Origin of the sequence: Thalassobacillus cyri, from assembly GCF_900107755.1 — a bacterium.
GTDB classification, from domain to species: Bacteria; Bacillota; Bacilli; order Bacillales; family Halobacillaceae; genus Thalassobacillus; species Thalassobacillus cyri.
Window position 1 is genome coordinate 194,657 of record NZ_FNQR01000001.1, and the last position, 25,848, is coordinate 220,504.

Annotated in this window: 21 protein-coding genes and 1 riboswitch; of the genes, 19 read left to right on the forward strand and 2 right to left on the reverse strand. The window is 42.5% G+C overall.

The window, feature by feature from the left end; all coding sequences use genetic code 11:
• Positions 1–105 precede the first annotated feature (105 nt).
• On the forward strand, positions 106–468 hold the full coding sequence (locus BLV00_RS00945) for a nuclear transport factor 2 family protein (protein WP_093041264.1): 363 nt from the start codon (positions 106–108) through the stop codon (positions 466–468).
• Positions 469–730: 262 nt separating this feature from the next.
• Here BLV00_RS00945 and gabR read toward each other — a convergent pair whose 3' ends face one another.
• Positions 731–2,149, reverse strand: coding sequence for a MocR-like transcriptional regulator GabR (gene gabR / locus BLV00_RS00950; RefSeq protein ID WP_093041266.1), 1,419 nt, complete (start codon positions 2,147–2,149; stop codon positions 731–733).
• 110 nt (positions 2,150–2,259) lie between these two features.
• Between gabR and gabT the strand changes: the two genes are divergently transcribed.
• The 10 genes from gabT (at position 2,260) to BLV00_RS01000 (ending at position 13,466) form a co-directional block, all read left to right on the forward strand.
• On the forward strand, positions 2,260–3,567 hold the full coding sequence (gabT, locus tag BLV00_RS00955) for a 4-aminobutyrate--2-oxoglutarate transaminase (protein WP_093041269.1): 1,308 nt from the start codon (positions 2,260–2,262) through the stop codon (positions 3,565–3,567).
• Positions 3,568–3,587: 20 nt separating this feature from the next.
• Positions 3,588–4,982, forward strand: a complete 1,395-nt coding sequence (locus BLV00_RS00960; RefSeq protein ID WP_093041271.1) for an NAD-dependent succinate-semialdehyde dehydrogenase — start codon at positions 3,588–3,590, stop codon at positions 4,980–4,982.
• A gap of 27 nt (positions 4,983–5,009) precedes the next feature.
• A complete protein-coding gene (locus BLV00_RS00965) occupies positions 5,010–5,189 on the forward strand; it encodes a hypothetical protein (RefSeq protein ID WP_093041274.1) in 180 nt (59 codons plus the stop codon).
• 12 nt (positions 5,190–5,201) lie between these two features.
• A complete protein-coding gene (locus BLV00_RS00970) occupies positions 5,202–6,794 on the forward strand; it encodes a sodium:solute symporter family protein (RefSeq protein ID WP_093041277.1) in 1,593 nt (530 codons plus the stop codon).
• A gap of 21 nt (positions 6,795–6,815) precedes the next feature.
• Positions 6,816–8,042 carry a Zn-dependent hydrolase gene (locus BLV00_RS00975; protein ID WP_093041280.1) on the forward strand — a complete coding sequence of 409 codons (1,227 nt, stop codon included), beginning with the start codon at positions 6,816–6,818 and terminating at the stop codon, positions 8,040–8,042.
• A 32-nt stretch (positions 8,043–8,074) separates the two neighbouring features.
• Positions 8,075–9,340 (forward strand): M20 family metallopeptidase, encoded by a 1,266-nt coding sequence (locus BLV00_RS00980; RefSeq protein WP_093041281.1) that lies wholly within the window; start codon positions 8,075–8,077, stop codon positions 9,338–9,340.
• Between the two features lie 51 nt (positions 9,341–9,391).
• Positions 9,392–10,183, forward strand: coding sequence for a dihydrodipicolinate synthase family protein (locus tag BLV00_RS00985; RefSeq protein WP_093041284.1), 792 nt, complete (start codon positions 9,392–9,394; stop codon positions 10,181–10,183).
• Positions 10,184–10,734: 551 nt separating this feature from the next.
• Positions 10,735–10,838: riboswitch (SAM riboswitch) on the forward strand.
• Positions 10,839–10,953: 115 nt separating this feature from the next.
• The gene (locus BLV00_RS00990; RefSeq protein ID WP_093041287.1) at positions 10,954–11,994 is read left to right on the forward strand and encodes a methionine ABC transporter ATP-binding protein; all 1,041 of its coding nucleotides are present in this window, start codon (positions 10,954–10,956) and stop codon (positions 11,992–11,994) included.
• Positions 11,954–12,616 (forward strand): methionine ABC transporter permease, encoded by a 663-nt coding sequence (locus BLV00_RS00995; RefSeq protein ID WP_093041289.1) that lies wholly within the window; start codon positions 11,954–11,956, stop codon positions 12,614–12,616. Before BLV00_RS00990 ends, BLV00_RS00995 begins: the two co-directional genes overlap by 41 nt.
• A gap of 22 nt (positions 12,617–12,638) precedes the next feature.
• On the forward strand, positions 12,639–13,466 hold the full coding sequence (locus tag BLV00_RS01000) for a MetQ/NlpA family ABC transporter substrate-binding protein (RefSeq protein WP_093041292.1): 828 nt from the start codon (positions 12,639–12,641) through the stop codon (positions 13,464–13,466).
• 156 nt (positions 13,467–13,622) lie between these two features.
• Here the strand turns inward: BLV00_RS01000 and BLV00_RS01005 are convergent, their stop codons facing one another.
• Positions 13,623–14,615: a LacI family DNA-binding transcriptional regulator gene (locus BLV00_RS01005; RefSeq protein WP_093041295.1), complete on the reverse strand. Its 993-nt coding sequence runs from the start codon at positions 14,613–14,615 to the stop codon at positions 13,623–13,625.
• A 321-nt stretch (positions 14,616–14,936) separates the two neighbouring features.
• Here BLV00_RS01005 and BLV00_RS01010 point away from each other — a divergent pair, with 321 nt between their 5' ends.
• The 8 genes from BLV00_RS01010 (at position 14,937) to BLV00_RS01045 (ending at position 25,467) form a co-directional block, all read left to right on the forward strand.
• The gene (locus BLV00_RS01010) at positions 14,937–16,211 is read left to right on the forward strand and encodes an ABC transporter substrate-binding protein (protein ID WP_093041298.1); all 1,275 of its coding nucleotides are present in this window, start codon (positions 14,937–14,939) and stop codon (positions 16,209–16,211) included.
• A gap of 106 nt (positions 16,212–16,317) precedes the next feature.
• A complete protein-coding gene (locus BLV00_RS01015) occupies positions 16,318–17,178 on the forward strand; it encodes a carbohydrate ABC transporter permease (protein ID WP_093041300.1) in 861 nt (286 codons plus the stop codon).
• A complete protein-coding gene (locus tag BLV00_RS01020; RefSeq protein ID WP_093041301.1) occupies positions 17,178–17,999 on the forward strand; it encodes a carbohydrate ABC transporter permease in 822 nt (273 codons plus the stop codon). The genes BLV00_RS01015 and BLV00_RS01020 overlap by 1 nt, the downstream gene beginning before the upstream one ends.
• Before the next feature lie 26 nt (positions 18,000–18,025).
• Positions 18,026–19,696: a glycoside hydrolase family 13 protein gene (locus BLV00_RS01025; protein ID WP_093041304.1), complete on the forward strand. Its 1,671-nt coding sequence runs from the start codon at positions 18,026–18,028 to the stop codon at positions 19,694–19,696.
• A 57-nt stretch (positions 19,697–19,753) separates the two neighbouring features.
• Positions 19,754–21,241, forward strand: coding sequence for a glycoside hydrolase family 32 protein (locus BLV00_RS01030; protein ID WP_093041305.1), 1,488 nt, complete (start codon positions 19,754–19,756; stop codon positions 21,239–21,241).
• A 296-nt stretch (positions 21,242–21,537) separates the two neighbouring features.
• On the forward strand, positions 21,538–22,917 hold the full coding sequence (locus BLV00_RS01035; protein WP_093041308.1) for a selenium-binding protein SBP56-related protein: 1,380 nt from the start codon (positions 21,538–21,540) through the stop codon (positions 22,915–22,917).
• A gap of 21 nt (positions 22,918–22,938) precedes the next feature.
• Positions 22,939–23,580: a hypothetical protein gene (locus tag BLV00_RS01040; protein ID WP_093041311.1), complete on the forward strand. Its 642-nt coding sequence runs from the start codon at positions 22,939–22,941 to the stop codon at positions 23,578–23,580.
• Between the two features lie 162 nt (positions 23,581–23,742).
• Complete coding sequence (locus BLV00_RS01045; RefSeq protein WP_093041312.1) at positions 23,743–25,467, forward strand: hypothetical protein; 1,725 nt, start codon at positions 23,743–23,745, stop codon at positions 25,465–25,467.
• Positions 25,468–25,848: the final 381 nt, after the last annotated feature.

Here is a 25,848-nt window from a genome sequence, read left to right on the forward strand (position 1 = left end):
GACCCTACTGAGTTAACATTTTACTACAGAGGGGTCAGGCATTTTTAATATTTACCCCAGGTCCTCCAGTAAATGGTAATATAGCAGAAAGGGAGTGGTGGATAGGTGAATAAGAATCTGAAAGAGCAAATAAAGGAACTGGAGAAGAGCCATTTGAATCTGGAAGTACGTAAATCTTCAGAAGAACTGGATAAAATTCTAGCCGATGACTTTTTTGAAATAGGAAGCTCAGGGAGAATGATCTTTAAGGAAGAATGTATTACCAGCGGGGTTGATCTTGATGAAATGGAGTTATTTGAGTTTGAGCTTCACCCCCTGGGACCAGATGTCGTCTTGACAACTTACTTCATTCATAACAAAACGAAAAAACGGAATACACTTCGCAGCTCAATTTGGAAGCAACGGGATGGAAGGTGGCAATTGTATTTCCATCAGGGTACGGTTACTAAAAGCCTGATACCTGGTTAGAAAATATACATAGATATACAATAACTTAACCTCAATAGTCCCGCGATTACAGAAAGAAGTTGCACAAATAGCACTTAAAGAAGCGCGATTACAGCATAATCACACATTTATTTCATATGTAGTGCCTGCTTCCCAATGAATTAACGCTTTACCATAATGGGAGTCAGGCACTATTTTTTTTAGGGTGTTTTTTAAGACTAAATCAACTGCTTATCCCTTAGATATATAGGTTATGCAGGCCCCCCAATCGGGTACTGCATTATTAAGTGTATGAAAAAAGAGAAGCGAGACGTTGTACGGATTCTTGGACTTTATTATCATTCATATTGGCGAATCCGATAATGAGTTGTTTTTTATTGCTTTGCGGCATATGAAACTCCTTCAGGTAAAAACGGCGAATGGTATATAATTCAATTCTTTTCTCTTTTGCCCGCTCCTCAATGTCTTTATAGGAGAGATCAGTGTTGATTTCAACTAGAAAATGAAGACCGGCAGGAATATCATGTATCGTTATTTTATCTCCAAAAACCCGATGCAACTCACGAATGAGCTTCGCTCGTTTCGCTTTGTAGCGCGCATTCATCCGTTTCATATGCCTCCCGTATTCCCCTTTATCGATAAAATACTTCAGTGTCCATAGGTTGAGACCTGATGGGCCGTCAATCCAATTGCCGAATGCGCTGCGATAGCGTTTTAACAATTCAGGAGGAAGAATCATATAGCTGATACGCAGGCTCGGCAGCAGTGTTTTGGAAAATGTTCCTGTATAGATGACCTGTCGGTTTCGATCTAAACTCTGAAGAGAAGGGATGTGGTCCGTCTCGTACTTAAATTCACTATCATAATCGTCTTCAACGATGTAGCGATCTGGCGATTCAGCAGCCCAGTTTAAAAGTTTTATTCTTCGGTTAATTGGCATGATCGTTCCTGTTGGAAACTGGTGTGAGGGGGTAACAAAAACCCACTTAGGATCCTTTTCCCTAATAGTGTCAACAGAAATCCCCTGGTCATCGAGATCGATTGGCTCTACCTTAAAATCCATATCTTTTAAAAGTTGATAGAAGCGCTGATATCCTGGATTTTCCACAGCGATGGCGGTAGACCTTGGCTGCAGGCACATTAGTTTGTGAATCAGTGGCTGGGTTCCGGAGCCGATGATAATCTGTTCTGGTCTGCATCGGACACCGCGGGTAAGGGCGATCATTGTAGCAATCGATTTGCGGAGTTCATAAGGTCCCTGGGGGTGCGGGAGCAGGGAAAGTTGTTTTTTGTGATTATCGATTACTTTTTGTTGATACCTTCTCCATTTCTTGAATGGAAAATACTCCGCATCGGTTGCAATATGTGAAAAAGTAACCTCTGGGCGGAAGCTTTCTTTCTTGCCGTTTTCTTTCAGCTCATCAGGGAATGGGTCGTTCTCTCCGTCCTTTTTAATATAACGCGTAATATCTTCAACCATATATCCTTTTCGTTCAACGCTGTATATATAGCCTTCCGCCAGCAATTGGTCATAGGCGTGAGCCACAGAATTTACACTCACACCCAGGTCCTGTGCAAGTTTCCGTTTTGACGGCAGCTTCCGTTCGGTGAGGGCTTCCTCGAGAATGAGTTCTTTCATTTGTGTATAGATTTGTTTGTAGATAGCGGGATGTTCGTCCCCCTTTTTTATTTGAAAGAACACAAATGTTCCCTCCTTCTTTAATCCTGATACCATAAAATTTAAAAAACTGGTCCTTTTAATTATACCAGATAATTGTCATAATAATCTTCAAATTAAAGGGAGGGTTACCAGTGACTGATCAAACTTTAACAAAAAATGATTTACAACAAAAAAGAAAGAAATATATACCAAAAGGATTAGGAAATGGAAATACAAATATAGCTGACTATGCAAAGGGAGCGACAGTGGTTGATAACGAAGGTGGCAAATGGATTGATTTTGCGGGAGCCATCGGAACGCTTAACGTTGGGCACAGTCATCCCAAAGTGACTGAAGCAGTAAAAAAACAGGTCGACCGCTATCTTCATCCAGGATTCAACGTTATCATGTACGATAGTTATATCAACCTTGCGGAAAAGCTATGCACGATTACACCTGGTTCTTTCGATAAAATGGCAATACTTTTTAATTCCGGAGCAGAAGCCGTTGAGAATGCGGTGAAAATCGCTAAAAAATATACCAATCGCCAGGCAGTGGTTTCATTTGAAAGAGGTTTTCACGGACGTACGAACCTGACAATGGGGATGACAAGTAAGGTGAAGCCTTATAAGTTCAACTTCGGTCCATACACTCCAGAAGTATACCAGGCTCCCTTTCCATATATGTCGAATAAACCCGGGCAAATGACCGATGAGGAGTATATTGATTTCAGTATCAATCGCTTCAAAGAATTCTTTGTAACCTCGGTTGCTCCCGAAACGGTAGCTTGTGTAGTTATGGAGCCGGTACAAGGGGAGGGCGGCTTCGTCATACCTCCGAAACGCTTTGTTCAGGAAGTGCAACAGTTCTGCAAGGAGCACGGAATTGTGTTTGTAGCGGACGAAATCCAGACAGGTTTTTCCCGTACAGGGAAGCTGTTTGCGAGCGAGCATTTTGATGTCGAGCCAGATGTCATGACCCTATCGAAATCACTTGCGGCTGGTCTTCCACTTAGTGCTGTAGTTGGTAAGGCGGAAATCATGGATACCTCATCTCCAGGGGAACTCGGTGGGACGTATGCGGGTAATCCGCTTGCCTGTGAAGCAGCACTGGCAGTGATTGATATCATTGAGAAAGAAAACCTGAACGAAAAAGCGGAACAGATTGGTGCTGTACTGGAAGAGAAATTGATTGATCTGAAAGCCCGTCACAATTTCCTTGGTGATATTCGCCGTCTAGGAGCAATGGTCGCTGTAGAAATCAACGATGCAGAAGGAAATCCTGACAAAACAAGAACAGGAGCGATTACTTCTTATGCGAATGATAATGGCTTACTACTGCTCTCCGCCGGTGTAAAAGGTAACGTCGTCCGTTTTCTTTCCCCGCTTGTTATCACGGATGATGAGCTGAAAGAAGGAATGGAGATTCTGGGGAAAGCATTTGACGCAGCTGCAGACTGATAAAGAAAGGAAGAGTCCTAATGAGTAATACAATTAAAGTGAATAACCCCGCTACCGGGGAAGTGGTTAAAGAAGTGGCAATCACACCGGCTGCCGATATAGAAATAGCAATAAAGGAGGGAGACGAAGCTTTCAAGTCATGGTCCAGAGTGAATGCTCATCAGAGGTCCGCGCTTTTAAAAGAGTGGTCAGCTAAGATCAAAGCTGAGACCGAAAATTTAGCAGAAGTAATGACATTGGAAAGCGGAAAGCCATTGAAAGAGTCGCGCGGAGAAGTCGCATATGCAGCGAGCTATATCGACTGGTATGCGGAGGAAGCGAAGCGTTTATATGGGCGGACCGTTCCCGCCCATACGGAAACGAAGCGGATAATCGTTACGAAAGAGCCGGTCGGGCTGGTAGCGGCGATTACGCCGTGGAACTTCCCTGCAGCGATGATGACGAGAAAAGCTGCTCCCGCATTAGCTGCCGGCTGCACGTTTATCGTGAAACCTGCCGAGGAAACGCCTCTTACTACGATGAGACTCGTAGAATTGGCACATCAGGCAGGCATTCCGGAAAAGGTTGTTCAGTATGTAAATGGGTACGGTAAAGAGATCGGTCCGATTTTCACTGACAGCAAATTAGTTCGTAAAATTACCTTCACAGGCTCCACGCCGGTCGGTAAATTATTGATGAAAAACAGTGCGGCCACCATGAAGCATGTGTCTATGGAGCTCGGAGGGCATGCCCCGCTTATCGTCACAAAAGATGCAGACATCGATTTCGCCGTAGAACAGGTGCTTGCTTCGAAGTTTCGTAATGCGGGTCAGACGTGTATCTGTGCGAACCGCGTGCTCGTCCATGAAGACATCGCTAATGAATTTTCCGAGCAATTAACCTCACGTGTGCAGCAGCTGAAGGTCGGAAACGGACTTGAGGAAAATACGGATGTAGGCCCGGTCATAAATGCGGAAGGATATGAGAAAATTAATAGACAGATTGAAGACGCTGTCGCTAAAGGTGCCAGGGTGCTCTATGGTCATCAATATGACAAAGATGAGGCAAAAGGTTATTATTTTGTCCATCCGACTGTCCTCGAAAACGTCCAGGGAGAAATGGATATCATGCAGGAAGAAACGTTCGGTCCGGTTATCCCTTTGACGACGTTCCGGGAAAATAAGGAAGCAGTAGAAATTGCCAATAATACTCCATTCGGTCTGGCTGCCTACTTCTTCACCAATGATTACCGAACCGGCATCTATTTTCAGGAACATCTGAAATTTGGAATTCTCGGCTGGAATGATGGAGCGCCTTCTGCAGCTCATGCTCCGTTCGGTGGAATGAAAGAGAGCGGCATCGGTCGTGAAGGCGGTCCTGAAGGAATTGAGCCATACGTAGAAACAAAATATCTGTCCATTGGGGGCATTCAATAGGCTTTATTTTTAAATGGAGGTGAAATGATGAATATCGAAGTTTTGATATTATTTTTAAACGCGACACTGGTGACAGTCGTTTCTACGATTGTTGTTATAGCAATTCTGAGAAAGCAGTACCTTCCTGTAATCAGGGAGTTGGAAAAGAAAGAGGAGCAAGAAGTAAAAGGGGAAGATGAGAATAAAAACATCAAGAGTAATATTTAGGGGGGATGACATATGGCGTTAATTATATTTGGGTTAGTTTTATTACTTTATGTTGTTGTAGGGGCGTTCATTGCCCGTTTCGTAAAAAATAGTGACGACTTTTATACGATGGGAGGAAGGGGATCGACATTATTAATCGTTGGTACCCTTGCAGCCACATATCTTAGTGCCGCGACTTTATTAGGAATTGCCGGAGTTTCCTATGCAGAGGGACCTCTGGTTATCGCAACACTTGGTTCTTTCGGTGCCTGGATCGGAACGTTGCTTGCGGTTGTATATGTGGGAAGAAAAATGAAAGCGTTAAATTGTAAGACAATGCCAGACTTCTTTGATAAACGGTTCAATAACAAATGGGTAAGCATCATCGCTATCCTTATTATGATTGTTGGATTAGTCGGGTACGGGGTTATCCAATTCATTGGAGCAGGACTAGTACTCAGTGAAATTACAGGAATAAATTTTAAATTGCTTATTGTACTGTTTACGGTCGCTTTAATTGCTTTCACTGCTTTTGGAGGAATGTACGGGGTTGTGGTGACCGATACGTTAATGTTTTTCACGATGCTGGCTATCTCCGTTGTCATTGCTCCAATGATCATTGGACAGGCAGGTTTTGAACAGATGAAAGGTCTTTCCGAGACATTGCCAAACTTCTGGACGATTGGCGGTACGGAAGATCGATCCATCGGATGGTCGATTTCGCAGTTCCTTGTATGGATTCTTTTCTTTACTTGTATGCCTGCGATTGTATCCCGTGTGTTTCCGGCCAAAAATGACTTCGTCATTTTGAAAACTGCTATTATCGGTGTGTTTTTTGCACCGTTCATGCAGCTGACAGTTTTCATTGCTGCAGGTGGTATGCAAGTGCTTAAACCTAACATTACTCCAGCAGATAATGCTATGATCGTTGGGTTTATGGAATTCACCACCCCTGCGGTTGCTGGGGTAGGCCTCGCTGCTTTAATGGCTTCTATTATGTCCACGGCTTCAACCCTTTTTGTTCTGGTAGGTTTCGCGTTATCCCGAGACTTGTATGAAAGATTGTTTGAAAAAGAACTCAATGAAAAACAGAGCCTTACTGCCGCCAGAATCGGTCAGGTAATTGTAGCAATTGTCATCTGTGCAATCGCCATCGCACAGCCGTCTGCTATCTACTGGATTTCCATTTATGCCGGTTCCATCTTTGCTGTGGGCTGGCTGCCAACCATTGTAGCTTCCTTCGAATGGAAGAAAATGAATAGTAAAGCAGCATCCATCAGCATGGTTGCAGGCGTGGCTTCTTTCATCCTATTCGGGGAGCTGATTAAAGCGGGAATAATGACACTCCCGACCGGCATTGATGAACTTATGCTGGCCCTTCTCGTCTCGGTCGCTACGCTAATTATTGCAGCTCTGGTAACCAAACCAAACAAATACGAACTGAATTACTATGCGGAAATGAAGAATACTGGTATGGCAAAAATAACTATTCAAGAATTCTTGAAACAGCCGGACGGTCTTCAAAAGATTAAAAAACAGTATAAACAGATCATTACAATTTCTGTATTATTCACATTTATATCCGTCGTGGTGTGGGGGTATTTCTTCATTAAACTCGGCTTGTAGAAAGAGGAGTGAAAACAAGAGATGGAAACTTTGAACAACATCAATAAGGAAAGGTTATTTCATACTCTCTCCAAAAGCTCGGAAATCGGTGCTATTCCTGGGAAAGGGTTAAAACGTTTGGCTCTTTCCGATGAGGATAAAGAAATGAGAGATATATTTAAGGGTTGGTGTCAAGAGGCTGGCCTGACCTTACGGGTAGATGATTTCGGAAACATGTATGGCAGAAGAGAAGGAAAAAAAGCCCTTCCTCCAGTAGTCCTTGGTTCCCACCTGGATACCCAGCCGGAAGGAGGCAGGTTCGATGGTATACTTGGTGTACTGCTGGCTCTGGAAGTGGTCAACACCCTGAATGATCATAACATGGAAACAGACAGGCCTGTGGAAATTGTCAATTTCACGAACGAAGAAGGAGCCAGGTTCGAACCTCCCATGTTGGGGTCTGGCGGTGTAGCCGGTGTGTTCGACCAGGAGTATGTGTATAGCAGAAAAGACCGTGAAGGACACAGCTTTCTGGAAGAGATGCAAAGAATCGGCTACAAAGGTGAAGAAGAAAACAGACTTGGAGATTTTCATTCTTTTCTGGAACTTCATATCGAACAGGGACCGGTTCTCGAAGAGGAAAATAAGCAAATTGGAATCGTGGAAGGTATTCAGGGCATTAGCTGGATGGGAGTAACCATAACGGGGGAAGCAGACCACGCGGGTCCTACCCCGATGCATTTACGTAAAGATGCCCTCATGGCTGCAGCGGAAATCATGCACAACATGGAAAAGAAAATCGCGAATACAGAAGTTACGGTAACCGTCGGCAAAATTTCCGCATCACCCGACACGGTCAATTGCGTTCCTGGGGAGGTTTATTTCACCGTGGATATCCGCAGCACCGATGATCAGCTTCGGGAAGGCGCGGTAGAACAAGCGAGAGCCCTTATAAGTGAAGTTTGCCACGAAAGGCAAGTGGACGTTGAGACAGCCGAGCTATGGGAAACGGAAAAAATCGATTTTGGCAAAGGGATTATCGATGCCATTGAAAAGAGCGTCGAGACTCTAGGCTATTCATCAAGAAGAATGGTCAGTGGAGCCGGCCATGATGCGAAGTATATTAACAATATTGGTCCGACTGCGATGATTTTTCTCCCAAGTGTCAACGGCAAGAGTCACGTACCATCGGAACTGACGCTGGATGAAGATATCATAAGCGGTGCCAACGTGCTCTATCAAACTGTTTTGGCATTAGCTGAAGAATAGAACAGAATATCGGAATAAGGTGGTCATTAGTGATGGGAACAAACAATGAACTAGTGAGAAAGAAAATAGATGAATTGTGGGACGAAGAGAAACTGTTCCTGAAAACGCTCGGGAGTTTTCCGAGTACGTTAGGAAATGAAAAAGAAGTACAGGAATTTATTTATCATTATTTGCAGGATATGGGAATGGAGACGGAGTCGGTGGCAGTCGATCCGGAGAGGTTGAGAGACTATGAAAACTTCGGTGAACCCGACTGGTCTTACGAAGACCGCCCGGTAGTTGTAGGAGAATGGAAAAGCACGGGTCCGAAAAAGGGGAAAAGCCTGATCCTGCAAAGTCATATGGATGTAGTAAGTGCCGGGCCTGAAGATCAATGGGATACGAACCCATATGCTCCTGTTATCAAGGACGGCAAGATGTATGGAAGAGGCCTGCTTGATATGAAAGGTGGCTTTGCTGCGATTGTGTTCGCAGTCAAAGCCTTACGTAATGCCGGTGTAGAACTTGGCGCAGACCTGCAAATACAAAGTGTCATCGAAGAGGAATGTACCGGTAACGGGGCGCTGGCCCTACTGGACCAGGGTTACACTGCTGATGGAGCTTTGATCCCTGAACCAACTAATTTGCGTCTGCTTCATTCCCAAGTGGGCGTCATGTGGCTTCAAGTGAAAGTAAAGGGAGCGGGTGCTCATGTGGAACGTGCAGAGAGTGCGCAAAATGCGATTATGAAGGCGCAAAAACTGATGGATTCGTTGATGGCGTATCGCGAGCATATCAATAGCCAGCCGAAACACCCTGATTTTGAGCATCATCCGCATCCGCTCAATGTCAATGTCGGTAAAGTAGAAGGGGGAGACTGGGCCTCCAGTGTACCGACAGAATGTACTTTCGACGCGAGAGTAGGTTTTTATCCAGGAACCGATCCAGAAACTATCCAGAAAGAGGTCAAGCAGTGGCTGTTGGATGCAGCTAAGGAAGATGAGTGGCTGAAAGAGTCGACGCCGGAAATTACATTTTTCGGGTTCTCTGCTCCAGGCTATACGATTTCGAATGAAGAGGAAATCATGAAGGAGATAGGTTCCTCTCATAACAATGTGACCGGTAAACAAGCGGAGAATCTGGCTTTTACGGCTACCACCGATTTGCGGGCATTCGGAGAGTTTGACATTCCGGCTACCTGCTATGGTCCAATTGGCGCCAATATGCACGCTCCAAATGAATACATTGAGCTTGACAGTTTAAAGACTATGACCAATGTAATTGCTGATTTTATTTTACGGTGGTGTGAAGAAAAATAAACTGGCACGACCTACTAAGGCAGAGGAGTGCGGTTAAGGGAGGAAATACGTATGAAACCTTTTAATGTAGCTATCCCAACACCTTTCTTCCGTGATGAGCAGTTAAACGTGGATGGGTTTAAAACGATCATGAACCACTTGAAAGAAAATGGGGTAGAATCCATAATCATCTCCGGGACAACCGGTGAGCAGCACTCCATGAGCATCGAGGAAAGATTGCAAATTATCGACTACTTTAATGAACAGGATTTCAAAGATATGGAGCTCATCTTTGGTGTGGCTGCCACGAGGCTGAAAGACGCAGAAAGACTTGTGAAGAAACTGGAAAATTCGGTTTTTGACGGAATACTGCTTGGATTTCCTCCTTATATTAAACCGACCCAAACCCAGGCAGTTTACTATGCAGGAAAATTGCTGAGTCTGACCACCAAGGAAGTGATCCTTTATAATAATCCCCCGAGAACCGGCTTTGACTTGAGCACAGAGTCCTTCCGGGAGCTTCTTAGCAGCCACTCGAATATCGCAGGGTTGAAAGACGGTGGAGATAAAAGACGGCATGCTGATATAGAACTTCCTGATAATTTTATCCTGTATGCGGCAGGAGACATGCAGGCTGACCAGCAGATAAAAGATGGATGTAACGGGCTCTCCAGCATGGTCGGAAATATCTATCCACAGGAAATGAAAAGCATGCTGTCTGACCTGTGCAAGAATAAAGGTAGCAGGTATGAAGATTATAAGCGGCTGATTGATGAAGCTACAGAGCGGCCGTTAATTGAAACGATAAAAAATCACTATAATAAACTTGGGATAGAGGCAGGTATCTGCCGTTCCCCTCTATAGGCTAGTAAGAATACTTGTAATCCAGCTATTTATTTTCAGTATTTTTTGTACAGGTAAATGCCTGCGCCCATACATGGGGAGCAGGCATTTTTATTTAAGTTGTGTGAGACTGATAGCCCACTAGGACCTTTTCTTAATTGCGTAATGGCAAAAAGGATTAAAGTGGAAATTGTCAAAACATGTAAATAAAGGAGGGGTATTTATGAAGAGGCAACTAGCAACAATCGCTTTATCTTTTCCAGATGGAAGCGAATCAAAAGTAACTTAAAGATTACGTGCAAGTTTAATCCCTTTGGAATAATAGGACTATTGGCTATACACTTGCCCCCAAAGGTTTAAGAGTAAACCTATACCAAACTCAGGAATGACGGTGCCTCACCCCTACTGTGCTAATGCTTTAGCATGCTGGGGGTGCAGGCCGCTGAGTTTATCCTATTATTTCTATTTAGGCTGGTCCCTATAGCAATTGACGAATCGTGTAGAAATATAGGATTTACAACGTAATTGTTTTACTGTAAAGTGTTAAAGAGTGAAGGTTTTAAATATTTTAATTCTTATGAAGAGTGACCGAGGGATAGGCCTGTTGACGTCACAGCAACCTTCCTGTTGGAGTGGTGCTAATTCCTGCAGACTCATAGATTCTGCGAGATAAGAGTTTGGCAGTTCATAACTAAACTCTTTCTTAATTGGAAAGAGTTTTTTATTTAAGGCTCTGTGATTCAAAAGCCGATGATGAGTACATTAATTAATCTTAAAAAGGGGGGCATAAGATGATTTCGATTGAGCAGCTGTGTAAAGTCTATCAAACGAAAGACCGCAAGATTATCGGCGTCGATAACGTAACGATGACGGTCGAAAAAGGAGAGATTTTCGGAATCGTCGGGTATAGCGGGGCAGGGAAAAGCTCTTTGCTTCGCTGCATGAACATTTTAGAAAGGCCGACAAGCGGGAAAGTGACATTGGACGGAATCGACCTGTTATCCCTTTCTCCAAAGGAATTAAGAACCGCTCGGCAGTCGATCGGTATGATTTTTCAAGGATTTCACTTAGCGATATCAAAAACTGTATTGGAAAATGTCGCGTTTGCCTTGAAAGCCTCAAAGGTGGGAAGGGTTGAAAGAAAAAGGCGTGCCTTAGAGCTTCTCGATCTTGTTGGGCTCTCTGATAAAGCCGATCAATACCCTGCCCAATTAAGCGGGGGGCAAAAACAGCGGGTCAGCATCGCTCGAGCACTGGCTAACAATCCGAAGGTGCTTTTATGTGACGAGGCAACTTCTGCTCTCGATCCAAACACCACGCAGTCCATTCTTAAGCTGCTGAAGAAAATCAACCGGGAACTCGGTTTAACGATCGTTTTGATTACTCACGAAATGGAAGTCGTCAAAGAAATCTGCGACCGTTGTGCGGTGATGGAAGAAGGTCGGATTGTGGAAGAAGGCAAAACATATGATATGTTCGCGTATCCGCAAAATACATTAACGAAGCGTTTCATCCAAACAGTGCTTGATTTCAACCTTCCGAAAGAACTGTTGGAACATAGTAAAGGGACAATCGTCCATATGAAGTTCACAGGTAAGCTTGCGGGAGAATCCGTCGTATCTGACCTTTTGCAAAACTATGAAGTTCGCGGCAATATTCTTCACGGAAAAGTCGACTATATCCAAAATAAAGCGTTAGGGACGTTCGTCATAGAATTAACAGGCGAAGACAAAGAAGTGCAACAGGCCATAGAGAGTGTACGAAAGAAAGTAGAAGTGGAGGTGTTGCCGCATGATGGATCAGTTCATCACTCTGCTGCCGGAGCTGAATAAATCGTTTCTTGAAACACTAATTATGGTTGCTATTGGTCTAGGCGTTGCCTTAATCGTCGGCTTACCGTTAGGCCTTTTACTTTTCGTAACAGACCGCGATTTATTCCTTGAGAATAAATGGATAAAAGGTGTGACAGGCGTTATTGTGAATCTGGTGAGATCCGTACCATTCATCATTTTACTTGTCTTTTTATTTCCTTTTACTAATTTCCTGGTTGGTACAACGACGGGGCCAGTGGCCGCATCGGTCGCCTTATCAGTGGCAGCTATTCCTTTTTATGCCCGAATTGTCGAAGCCTCTGCCCGGGATATCGACCGTGGGGTTATCGAAGCAGCGATCGCCTGTGGAGCTTCGCCCTGGTTGATTATTAAAGATATTATTTTTCCGGAAATTAAGTCGGGTTTGATCAGTGGGCTGACAATTACCGCTATAAGTTTAATCGGCTATTCTGCGATGGCAGGAGCGATTGGCGGAGGAGGCATCGGTGATTTAGCCATCCGTTATGGCTATTACCGTTATGATAACTTTGTCATGTTTACAACAGTCATTTTATTAATTGTCATGGTTCAAGTCATTCAGTATGTGGGTGACTTCTTAGCAAAATACGTAAAAAAAGGGTAATACATTTTAAGGAGGATACAACATGAAAAGATTATTCGTTTTATTATTACTTCTTTCCGCTACTTTTTTAACCGCTTGTGGAGAAGATGAGGGAAATGCAGGTTCATCAGATGGGAAAGATACGATTAAATTTGGGGCGACAGCTGGTCCGTATAGTGATATGGTGACGCAAGCCATCGCTCCGCTGCTCGAAGAAAAAGGGTATGAAGTAACAAACAAAGAGTTTACAGACTATGTTCAGCCTAACAAAGCCCTGGCCAATGGAGACTTGGATGCCAATCTTTTTCAACATAAAATTTATTTAGATTCTTTCGCGGAAGAGCACGGCCTGGAATTGTCTGAGGTTATTATTGTGCCAACCGCTCCTATGGGAATTTACTCAAATACTTATGAAGACTTCGATAGTGTGGAAGAAGGAAGTACAATTGGCGTTCCTAATGACCCGACAAACCTAGCGAGAGCATTGATTGTACTGGAAGATGAAGGTCTTGTGAAAATCAAAGAAGATGTCGACCCTCTGCGTGCTTCCTTAGCAGATATTGAAGATAATCCAAAATCCCTCGATTTCGTAGAAGTAGAAGCTGGTCAACTGCCTCGACTCGTAGACAGTGAAGACTTAGCGGCTGTGCCGGGGAACTATGCGCTTGCAGCAAAGATGGATTTGCTAGATGCCCTGGCTCTTGAAGATATGCCTGACGATTACCGTAACCGTGTTGTTGTAAATACAGAAGATATGGATGCGTCCTATGTGAAAGATATCAAGGAAGTGATCCAGTCGGATGAATTCGAAGAGATTATCGATGAAGAATTTCAAGGATTTGGTAAACCGGAATGGATGAAAGAAGAATAGATGTAAAGGAAACCCATCAACTATAGAGTCATCCTCCTAAGGGTGGCTCTTTTGTATTTATTATGTCCACAGGTGGTCATTCATTGTTAATAGCAAGTGCCTGCCCCCCACTAAATTAACGCTATACAATCGTGGGATCAGGCACTTTTTTAAATTTTAAGTCGTCTCACCCTGAATCAGCTCGACATCAAGAATCACATTCTTATTTTTGCCAGCCTCAGGATTTTCAATCAGTTCGATTAGTGTGGAACAAAGGCTGTTGCCTATGGCATCAATCGGCTGACTGATGGTCGTTAAAGCAGGTGACCGCAGCATTCTCGTAAAGCTGTGATAATCATAGCCGATGATTTTCAATTGTTCTGGCACGTTTATGCTATGTTTATCTGCATAGACATAAAGCGTATAGGCCATGATATCGTTACTGCAAAATACACCGTCGTATGCTCTGAGCTTTTGTATCCCGATGTTTTTATCAATGAACTCCCAGTTGTCTTCAAAGGTGGCTTTGATGTGAGCTCCTTCCACGTAATCCCCTTCTACATCATTTCTTATGCAGGTTAACTGAAACGCGTCACTTCTACGGTTTGCCAGTAATTCGTATTCCAATGGGCCGGAGATATGAAGGAGCTTTTTGCAACCTCTGTCAATCAGGTGCATGGTGGCCAGTTCTCCGCCTTTATAATTGTCGCTGGCTACATAAGGAATGTTGGAGGAAAGTACGCGATCAAAGGAGACAATCGGCATTCCGGTATCCTGATAAGATGCTACATCCAGTGTATGGCTGGCCATTACAATACCATCCACACGGTTTTGTCTAAGCATACTGATATAATGCAATTCTTTTTCTTTGTCATTCAATGAATTGCAGACCAGCAATTTATAATTTTTTTCACTTGCATAAGATTCAATCCAGTTGACCAGTTCAGCAAACAGGGGATGAGATACATCAGGTATGATCACACCAAGCAGGCTGGACTGATTTTTAAGTAAAGCACGTGCGATTTGATTAGGCTGGTAATTTAACTGAAGCATTGCGTCTTCTACTTTCTGTCGCGTTGCTTTCCCGATATATCCTCTATTGTTCATCACTCTCGAAACGGTAGTGACAGACACTCCTGAAAGTTTTGCCACATCTTTAATGCTTACCATTTTGCTTCACTCCGATTCCATGAGGTAGAACGCCTCATTCCTATAATTATATCAGTATTTATCAATTAATTGTATGTCAATCGTTTTCATAAGTATAACATATTATGTAGCATCCTTATACCTTTGGATTAAAGAGATGCATTGGTATTAAAGGGTTTTATTTTTAGAAAAATATAAATATTATATATGAAAACGATTGACATATATTTTTACTCGGGTATAATTTCACTTGTAAACACTTTCATAGGAATTAAGGAAGTTTGATGAATGGCAAATGGTCTTTATGTACTTTTCATTTAAAAACGGAAAGGGATGGCGATTATGAAAATGAAAGCGATGGTGTCTAGTCTGGTAGTTTCTGGTATTTTACTTGCTGGTTGTTCTTTTTCTTCAGGAGAATCTGCTTCTGAAGATAAGATTTCAATTGAGGTTTTCCAAGGTAAAGTTGAGTTTAATGATCAGTTCAATGAATTGGCTGAAGAGTATGAAAAGGAAAATCCTGATGTTGATATTAAGATCACGAGCGTAGGAGGCGGAAGTGACTATGCAGGCTCATTGAAAACAAAGTTCTCTTCCGGAGATGAACCGGAAATTTTTAGTGTTGCCGGACCGACTGAGGCTGAGCAATTTGGAGATTACTTAACGGATATGTCCGATACAGAACTTGCCGATCTGGCGTTAGAGGGTACTTTAGAGCCAGTAACGGAAGATGGGAAAGTACAGGGGGTACCTTATAACCAGGAAGGATATGGGTTGATCTATAACAAAGAAGTATTCGAAAAAGCTGGTATCGACCCCAACAGTATATTGACTTATGAAGACTTAAAAAAAGCTGTGAAAGAACTGGATAGTAAAAAAGAAGAACTCGGAATTGACGCGGTATTCGCCTTCCCGGCAAAAGAAGCATGGGTTCCTGGCAGTCATTTAGCTAATGCGTTTTTAGCACCAGAATTCGACCATAAAGTTCTCGAAGCCTATAACGCTGAGTCTGTAGGCTTTGATAAAGGGGAAGAGTTTAAGAAGATGGTAGATCTTCAAAATGAATATTCCATCCAGCCAACTTTAAGCTTGGATTACTCCCAGCAGGTGGAAGAATACTTTTCCCTGGGCCAAGTGGCAATGATTCAGCAGGGGAATTGGATCTATCCATCTGTCAAACAAATGGATGAGGAGTTTGCAGCTGAAAACATGGGTATTCTTCCTATCCCGGTAGAAGGACAGGAGGGAAAGATTCCTGTTGGAGTTCCGAATTATTGGGCGGTTAATGATAATAACAATGAAGAAGTGATACAAGCATCAAAAGATTTTCTCGATTGGATTTACACCTCTGATATAGGAAAAGAATATGTACTTAATGAGTTTAATTTTATTCCAGCTTATGAGGGGTATGATTCATCAAAAATTGTGGATCCGCTATCCAAAAAGATTTATGAATATGCTTCAGAAGGTAACACGATAGGGTGGGTGTTCCTGGGTTATCCGACAGCATGGGGAGATTATCTGGGAGCCAACGTACAAAAGTACATTAGCGGAGAGATGACTTGGGAAGAGTTAGAAGAGGATTCCAGCAATAGGTGGGAATCACTTAGGAAATAGTCTGTAAGAGAATGAGCTGACGGAGCTGAATAAACTGCTTCGTTAGCTCTTTTTATAAAAACGCTCTACTAAATTTTTAAATCTGAATCAATATAGGAGGAATTTGATGAGTAACCGCAGCATGGCGTTCTGGCTTTTCCTTACTCCTGTCATTCTTGCCTTGGCTATCGTGGTAGTGATTCCATTCGTCTATGGTTTTTTCTACTCGTTTACGGATTGGAACGGTTTGAGTGCGACTAAGTTTATCGGATTCGAGCATTATATCAATTTGTTCCAGGAAAAAGAGTTCATGAATTCGATCTGGTTTACGATAAAGTTTGCCGTAGCATCGGTATTGCTTTTGAACTTTTTTGGCCTGGCTTTGGCCTTGATCGTTACTCGTAATATTAAGACGAACAATTTGCTTCGTACTGTATTTTTTATGCCAAACCTGATCGGTGGCCTGATTCTCGGTTTCATCTGGCAGTTCATTTTTGTCAGTGTGTTCGGTGACATCGGGGATATGCTTGGGGCAGAAGGCATGCAGGGCTGGTTGTCTACGACAGAAACCGGTTTTTGGGGTTTGGTCATCCTGACATCATGGCAGATGGCTGGTTATATCATGATTATTTATATCGCTTATTTGGAGAACATTCCAAAAGAGTTGATCGAAGCGGCAAAAATTGATGGGGCCAGCAGCTTCCAGCGATTTAAAAAAATTACGTTCCCGCTGGTGGCACCAGCTTTCACGATCAGTATGTTCCTGACACTTTCCACATCATTTAAGATTTATGATCAGAACTTATCACTGACCAACGGCGGACCGTATAATTCCACACAGATGGTTGCGATGGAAATAGTCCGGACAGCTTTTTCAGACAACCAAATGTCCTATGCACAGGCGAAAGCGGTCATTTTCTTCCTGATTGTTGCCGTCGTGGCTCTGACACAGGTTTACTACAATAAGAAACGAGAGGTTGAGATGTAATGAAAAACCAGGAAAAGAAAAGCTTATTCTCAATCGAAATTCTTGGTATCATCCTTGGATTGTTATGGATTGCGCCGTTTTATTTGATGGTTGTCAATGCGTTCAAAACAAAGCGGGATATTTTCAGCGGGGTACTTGGTCTGCCGGAAACATGGGAAGTCGAGAACTTTGTAAAGGCGTTCATCGACCTGAGTTTCCTGAAATCGTTGTTTAACTCTGTTTTGATCACTGGACTCAGTGTCGGCATCATCATTATTTTTTCTTCGATGGCTGGATATGCTCTGGCCCGGAACAAAAGTAAAATCAGCGGGGTTTTATTCTTTGTATTCGTAGCTGCCATGCTGATTCCCTTCCAATCGGTCATGATTCCGCTGGTATCGATGTTTGGACAGGCAGATATGTTGAATGCTGCCGGATTGATCTTCATGTACCTTGGTTTTGGGTGCAGCTTGTCGATTTTCCTTTACCACGGTGCGATGACAGGTGTATCCAAGTCATTGGATGAAGCAGCAATCATTGATGGTGCCAGTCGCTTCCAGTTATTCTGGAAAATCATCTTCCCGTTGTTGAAACCTATATCTGTGACTGTTGGAATTTTGAATGTTATCTGGATTTGGAATGATTACTTATTGCCGTCCCTTGTGTTAGGTGAAGCGAATGCGACGATACCATTGAAGATGTTCTATTTCTTCGGTCAGTATACGAAGCAGTGGCATTTAGCACTGGCTGGCTTGACGATTGCGATCATTCCGGTCATCGTCGGATACTTTTTCGCACAGAAACAAATCATCAATGGGGTGTCCGAAGGGGCTGTCAAATAACATTAGGGGAGTCAGGAGAGATATAAATGAAGAGAACGTGGTGGAAAGAAGCGGTAGTTTATCAGATTTATCCCCGTAGTTTCAAAGATTCAAATAATGATGGGATCGGGGATCTGCAAGGGGTGATTTCAAAATTAGACTATTTAAAAGAGCTGGGAATAGATGTTATTTGGCTTTCGCCTGTCTATGAATCACCGAATGATGATAATGGTTATGATATCAGTGACTATCAGGATATTATGGCAGAGTTTGGAACCATGCAAGACTTTGACGAATTGCTGGAAGAAGTTCATAACCGTGGGATGAAGCTGATCATGGATCTTGTCATCAATCACACGTCTGATGAACACCCCTGGTTTATTGAATCACGAGCTTCCAAAGAAAACCCTTATCGTGATTATTATATTTGGCATCCTGGAAAAGAAGGGAAAGAGCCGAATAACTGGGGGTCCATTTTTGGAGGTTCCGCATGGGAATATGATGAAGGTACAGGAGAGTACTATTTGCATGTATTTTCACGAAAACAGCCTGACTTGAATTGGGAAAATGAAAAAGTTCGCCAGGAATTATATCACATGATTAACTGGTGGCTGGATAAAGGAATCGATGGTTTTCGTGTTGATGCCATTTCCCATATTAAAAAGGTTGCCGGCTTTCCGGATGTACCTAATCCGAATAATGAAAAGTTCCCTTCTTCATTAGATGGTCATCTTAATAAAGAAGGTATTCATGAGTTTTTGGAAGAAATGAGCGAGCATACCCTTGACCATCATGACATTATGACTGTCGGTGAAGCCAATGGTGTCAGCAGTGAAGAAGCCCCTCTCTGGGTGGATGAAGAAAAGGGTAAATTTAATATGATTTTTCAATTTGAAGCTACCGACTTATGGGGCCAGGGCAACTCAGAGCCCATTGATATTCATAAGCTGAAGAAAATCTATACCAAATGGCAAAATGCTTTAGATGGCATAGGGTGGAATGCCCTTTTCCTGGAAAACCATGACCTTCCCCGGTCTGTTTCCATATGGGCAGACGATACCGTACACCGAGAAAAAAGTGCTAAATGTCTTGCAACGTTTTACTTTCTCATGCAAGGGACACCGTTCATCTACCAGGGTCAGGAAATTGGAATGACTAATGTCCAGTTTCCTTCTATTGAAGATTACGACGATATAGCAATCAAGAATTTATATTGGGAAGAAAGGGAAAAAGGCCGCACCCATGAAGAAATCATGCCAATCATTTGGAAGAATGGCCGCGATAATTCACGTACGCCGATGCAATGGAATGACGAAGAAAATGCAGGTTTCACAACCGGGACTCCATGGCTGAAAGTCAATTTAAATTATCCATCGGTTAATGTGCGAAAGGCTATGGCTGATTCTGATTCCATTTATCACTTTTATAAAAAACTGATTGCTTTGCGTAAAGAAAACCCAACCCTTTTGTACGGTAAGTTTGACTTAGTACTCCCAGACCATGACAGCGCGTTTGCTTACACAAGAACTTTGAAGGACGAAACTTTCTTAATTCTGACTAATCTCTATGCGGAACAGACTTTGGTAGAGCTGCCGAACCCTTTAGTGCATACCACCAAAGAGTTAGTGTTAAGTAATGGGGAATCTACAAAAGAGGAGGATAACCGGATAATCAATATGGAGCCATATGAGGCCCGAGTATATAAATGGAATAACTAACATAAAGACTTGGAACACGCCAAGATATGTGAATGCTGATAAAAAGGGAGTGGAACTGTGCCAGCAAAACATCAAAACGATATACGAAGACAGGCTGATGAATTTATTGCCAAACAGAAGGGTAAAGTGAGCAGCCATCCGTGGTACCTGCAGTATCACGTCATGCCACAGGCCGGATGGATGAATGACCCAAATGGCTTTTCATATTTCAATGGAGAATACCACTTGTTTTACCAGCACCATCCGTACGATCCGACATGGGGCCCGATGTATTGGGGACATGTAAAAAGTAAGGATCTCGTCCACTGGGAGCACTTGCCGGTTGCATTAGCACCGGACGAGGAGTATGACAGGGACGGATGTTTTTCCGGCAGTGCCATTGAAAAAGATGGCAAGCATGTGCTCCTCTACACAGGGAATGTTTGGACGGAGAGGGATGAGGATGATAACTTAATTCAGGTGCAGGCCACGGCGGTGAGTGAGGATGGCATCTATTATGAGAAGCCAGGGGACAATCCAGTCATTGCGTCCGCCCCGGAAGGTGACATCCATCCGCTCCATTTCCGGGACCCGAAGGTTTGGCAGCATGAAGATGATTATTACATGGTCCTGGGATCAAAAACGAAAGCGAATACCGGCCAAGTGCTATTATACCGTTCCCCTGACCTGCTTGAATGGGAATTCGTTGCTGTGATGGCAAAAGGAGAAGGGAATTTCGGTTTTATGTGGGAATGCCCGGACTTGTTTGACCTGGATGGTAAGGATGTGCTAGTCATGTCTCCACAAGGAGTGGAACCGGAAGGGGATGCCTACCATAATCTTCATCAATCCGGTTATGTTATTGGTAATTTGGATTATGCTACGGGAAAGCTCGATTACGGGGCGTTCCATATGCTTGATCATGGGTTTGACTTCTATGCACCCCAGACGACGATGGATGAGAAGGGCCGGAGAATTTTGATTGCCTGGATGGATATGTGGGAGAGCGAGATGCCGACCCAGAACGCTGGGTATGCGGGAGCGATGACGATCCCACGTGTCGTAACAAGAAAAGCGGACAAACTGTACATAACACCTCTGCCGGAACTTAAGAATCTTCGCGAAAACATGGTTGCCCATCAACAGGTGAAAGTGGAAGGAGAAACATCGCTTCCAGAAGTAGCTGGGGATTGCATCGAGCTAGAAATGACATTGGACACAAGCCAAGCTTCCGAATTTGGCATTAAACTCCGGGTGGATAAAGCTGCAGGACAAGAAACCGTCTTGCAGTTCAATAAAGATACCGGTCTTGTGATATTAGACAGGAATAACTCGGGGGAAGGCCCTGGTGGAGTAAGAAAAGCGAGTCTTGAAATAACAGATCTATTGGACGTACAAATTTTTATTGATAAATCATCGGTGGAAATTTTTCTTAATGGTGGAGAGCGAGTAATGACTACACGTATCTACCCGACTGAACAAGCTAAAGGGGTTTCTTTTTTTACAGATAAAAGCCTGACGCTGGTAAGCCTGAAGAAGTGGGATTTGAAGCAAGCAATTAAATAAGTAACTATGCAGGTAAGAAAGTGGTGCTCCCATAAGACTTATGGGATTTTCCCACTTTACAACCCTCTGTCATATTTTAGGTGCCTGGCACCGCTCAGTTAACACACTGTAGTGGGGTCAGGCAATTTTTGATATAGAGGTCAGCTCCATAGGATAAAAATGTGCTAAAAAAGAAGTACCATATGCTTTGCGTTCACATACATTATAGAAACTCAAAACCGACTAAACCACTCGCATTAATTGGTGGTTGAGTTCTGTACTACAAAGTATGACTAAATTAGAGAGGTGAACGAATTATGGCTAAGTGGGTTGGTACTGATCCCACGTTTTACCCTTCTGCTAAATCAGCAATGGAAGCCCCTAGGGAGAAGCTTGGCTACGTTGCGCTCCTGCAGCCGGATGCCCTTGGGGTAATCGATCTTGACCCTGACTCAGAGACTTACGGACAACTGATTCATCAATTGCTTTTACCCGGGGAGGAGGAAGACGAACTTCATCATTTTGGCTGGAATGCCTGCAGTTCTGCGCTTTGCCCCACCGCTTTTCATCCCACGCTTGAAAGACGTTATTTAATTCTGCCTGGTATCCGTTCTTCCCGTATCTATATTGTCGATACGCAGCCAGATCCTAAGCGTCCCCGTATTGTCCGAACCATTGAACCGGAAGAAATCAAGGAACGAACGGGTTACAGCCGATTGCATACCGTTCATTGCGGGCCGGATGGAATCTTTATCAGTGCCCTCGGTTCTGGGGATGGGGACGGTGGCCCTGGCGGTATCCTTGTTTTAGACCATTTTAACTTTAATGTGTTAGGTGCATGGGAAATGGACCGCGGGCCACAGCATTTTTCCTATGACTTTTGGTGGCATATTGCGCATGATGTGACGGTAACCAGTGAATGGGCAACACCGGATCTTTTTGAAAATGGATTACAACTGGATGCCCTCTTGCAGCGAAAGTACGGACATAAAATGCATTTCTTTGACAGCCGTTCCAGAAAGCATCTGACTGAAATTGACTTTGGCGATCAGCATCAGATGGTATTAGAGCTTCGCCCGGCGCACAATCCTAAGAAAACGTATGGATTTGTAAGTGTTGTCACCGATGTCACCAATCTGGCCAGCTCGATTTGGACGTGGTACCAGGAAAATGGGAAATGGGACGTGAAGAAAATTATTGAAATACCTGCCCAGCCGGCAGAACCGGACCAGCTTCCGCCAGCACTCAAGGACGTTGGCGCCGTACCTCCTTTAGTGACCGACATTGTACTCTCCCTTGATGATCGTTATCTTTATGTCCCGTGTTGGGGGACCGGGGAACTAAGGCAATATGACGTCAGTGACCCCTTTAACGCGAAATTGACTGGCAAAGTGGAGATTGGAGGAATCGTAAACCAGAAAGCACATCCGAATGGAAAAAAGATAACCGGTGGTCCGCAGATGGTGGAATTAAGCCGGGACGGAAAACGGCTTTATTTCAGTAATTCCCTCTATAGTTCCTGGGACGATCAATTTTATCCGGAAGGCATTAAAGGAGCAGTGGTAAAAGTAGATATCCTTGCCGAAGGAGGAATGGAAATCGATCCAGACTTCCTGATTCAATTAGAAAAGGGCAGGGCCCATCAAATCCGTCTAGATGGGGGAGACTGCTCCACGGATACGTTCTGCTATCCATGATCTTGATCGGAGGAAAATAATATGGAAATGCTGGTTTCTGAGGGCAGTCAGATTGCCATTGCTGCTCTTCTTGGTGCCTTTCACGGACTGAATCCTGCGATGGGATGGCTCTTCGCCGTTTTCCTGGCCGTTCAAAAAGACGACTGGCGGGTGCTCATTTATGCGATTATCCCGATTGGCATGGGGCAAATGTTAGGGGATGGAGCGGTCGTCCTCCTTCAGACGATTGCTCGATTTCAATTTCCTTTGCATATCGTCCATTTGAGCATCGCTTCCATCGTGCTTGGCTATGGCGTCTATCGTTTGTTTCGCTATTTTCGTCATGTGAAATGGACTGGGGGATTGAAGGTAGGGTACGGACAGCTGCTACTTTGGTCGTTTCTCGCTGCTTCTACCCATGGTTCCGGTCTGCTGCTCTCTCCGTTCATCTTAGGAGCGGATCATATTGCTGATATTTTGCCGCTCTATTTATTTCATGAGCTTGCAATGCTTACTTCGATGACGGTGGTTGCCTTTATTGTGTACCATATTGGAATGATGAAAATACGAAAATATATCGTTAATTTTGATTTGATCTGGGCAGTTTTGTTAATCGTTGTCGGTCTGATTCTCTTCCTGATGAATGTAAACATGGGCGGAGAGATGCCAGGTCACATGCACTGAGGTTTGATAATCTGGTCCATTTTTAAAGAGCCTGACCCCAGTGAGTTAATGCTTTACTACAGTGGGGGTCAGGCACTTTTGATTCAGGCATGGGGAAGAGAAAAATACGACAATCTAGTATAATAAACCATAAAAAGAATTAATAGGAAATGAGGTAGTGTCATGAGTAATTCTGTTTACGATAAACTAGAAGCAAAAATTAGTTCTCTAAAAGAGATGTTAAGCAAAACTGATACTGAATCTTTAATTGGCTTGATAGCTACTGAATTTGGAAATATGATAAACCCAGCAGAGGATATTTTTACTAAGACAAATTTAAGCTCTCCCTTTAAGCAATACCTGTATGTAATAGGGTTAATTTTATCTAGTGAAGAAAATGAAAGGTTAATAATACTCCAAGAAGATAGAATTGAAAGAATCAAAGGAAACCTAAACGAAATAGTTGATTTATATAGTGAGTTATTTGAACCCGAAGAGGGTGAAGATGTTAATGAACAATGGATTAAATCAAGAGAAGTAAGCATGCAGGTTTTTTTAAATTATTTTAATACAAATTCTCTTACATATGAAGAACAAGTAATAGATAGATTAAATGTATGGTTTTCACCTTATTCAAATTATATTAAGGGTCAAATTGGTATAACAGTTGAGGAACTAATTAATATTTTTCGTTTTATCCAAAATAATATTCAGAAGAGAATGGATAATATTAAAAGTCTCCAAAAAAAAGTAGGGGAAGACCATGATTTTTTACTTGGAAAAGAATTACAGTTAATGCACCAGGTCAAAGTTGATGATTTAATCAATGAATTTGGTGAAGGGGTAGCTGGAAGATTTATTGAGTTGTTCTCAATGGAAAGGAAGAAAAGAGATTTTTTTTATTATACGGAAACAAACCCTTTTGAGAAATCACCTATTTGGAAGAAGACAGACAAAGTATTATTTGTTCCTTTATATAAACAAGTAATACATGCTATTTACCTACAGCTTATTACTGTAGTGGAAAGCAGTGAATTGAAATCAAATTTCTATAGAAACAGAGACCATCAAACTGAGAAAAAAGCCGAGAATTTATTTAAAGGTTTTTTTAAAGAGAAGGGAAATTATTATACATCGGTATTTGAGGATAATCAGTCGCAAAAGGAACATGATTTAGTGATTAAATTTGAGAATTATTTGTTAATCGTTGAAATTAAAGCTTCTAAGGTGAAAGAACCATTCAGAAATCCTGATAAAGCTTTTAAAAGAATTAAGGGGGACTTTAACAGTGATGGTGGGATTCAAAAAGCATATAACCAAGCAAATAATCTAAAGAAGCTTATAAATTCTAATGAAACAACGGTCTTGTATAATTCAAAGGGCGAAGAATTGGTTACTATTGAAAGAAGTATGTTGAAAAAAGTCTATAGTATAGTTGTTACCGCGGAAGACATGGGAATCATAGGAGTTAACTTATCATATTTACTTAAAAAAGAGGATAATGAACCATACCCATGGGCTACAAATATATTTGATTTGGAAACTGGATTAGAAGCTATTAAATATATGAAAAAGAACCAAAGTGAATTCATAAATTATTTGGATGAAAGAGAAAGATATCATACTTACCTCATTACTACCGATGAGTTAGAGATACTTGGATATTACCTAGAAAATGGGAGTTTTGATGATTTGAAAGCTTCTAAACCTAATCACTTTATTTTTTTTGACCCAAATTGGTCTATGGTATTTGATGATATATATTTTGAAAAAAGAGGTCTTATTCCTCCATCTGTTAAGGATCGTGCAATTATTAAGCAGCCTAATCCAAATACAAAGAAAAGAAAGTCAGGCAAAAAAAAATTTAAGCTTAAACAAGCCAAGAAAAGTAGAAAAAGAAATCGTTAAAAGGAAAGACGAATGAACCAATTTAGTAAATGAGGTGTTATATGAATACAGGTCAAATATTTAATTTAATACCATTCTTATTGATATTTCCCTGCTACTTGTCACTTTTGGTAATGTACTATTTGCTAACGTAATGTTCAGGTTATTGAGTCGCCCAGGTTGGTAGTTACAAAAACTAAGGAAAAATTGACTAAAGAAGACCAACACATAGTGAGAGTAAATATGAAAATATTGGTAATGGTATTGCACTTAGAACATATCTAATTGTGCAAATAAAAGATAAACAATTTTAAAAAAACAAAAAAATTATGATTATGAAGAAGATAAATTAGAGTTTTACTAAAATGAGGAAGAGTAGAATGGAATTGAACGTACGTGGCT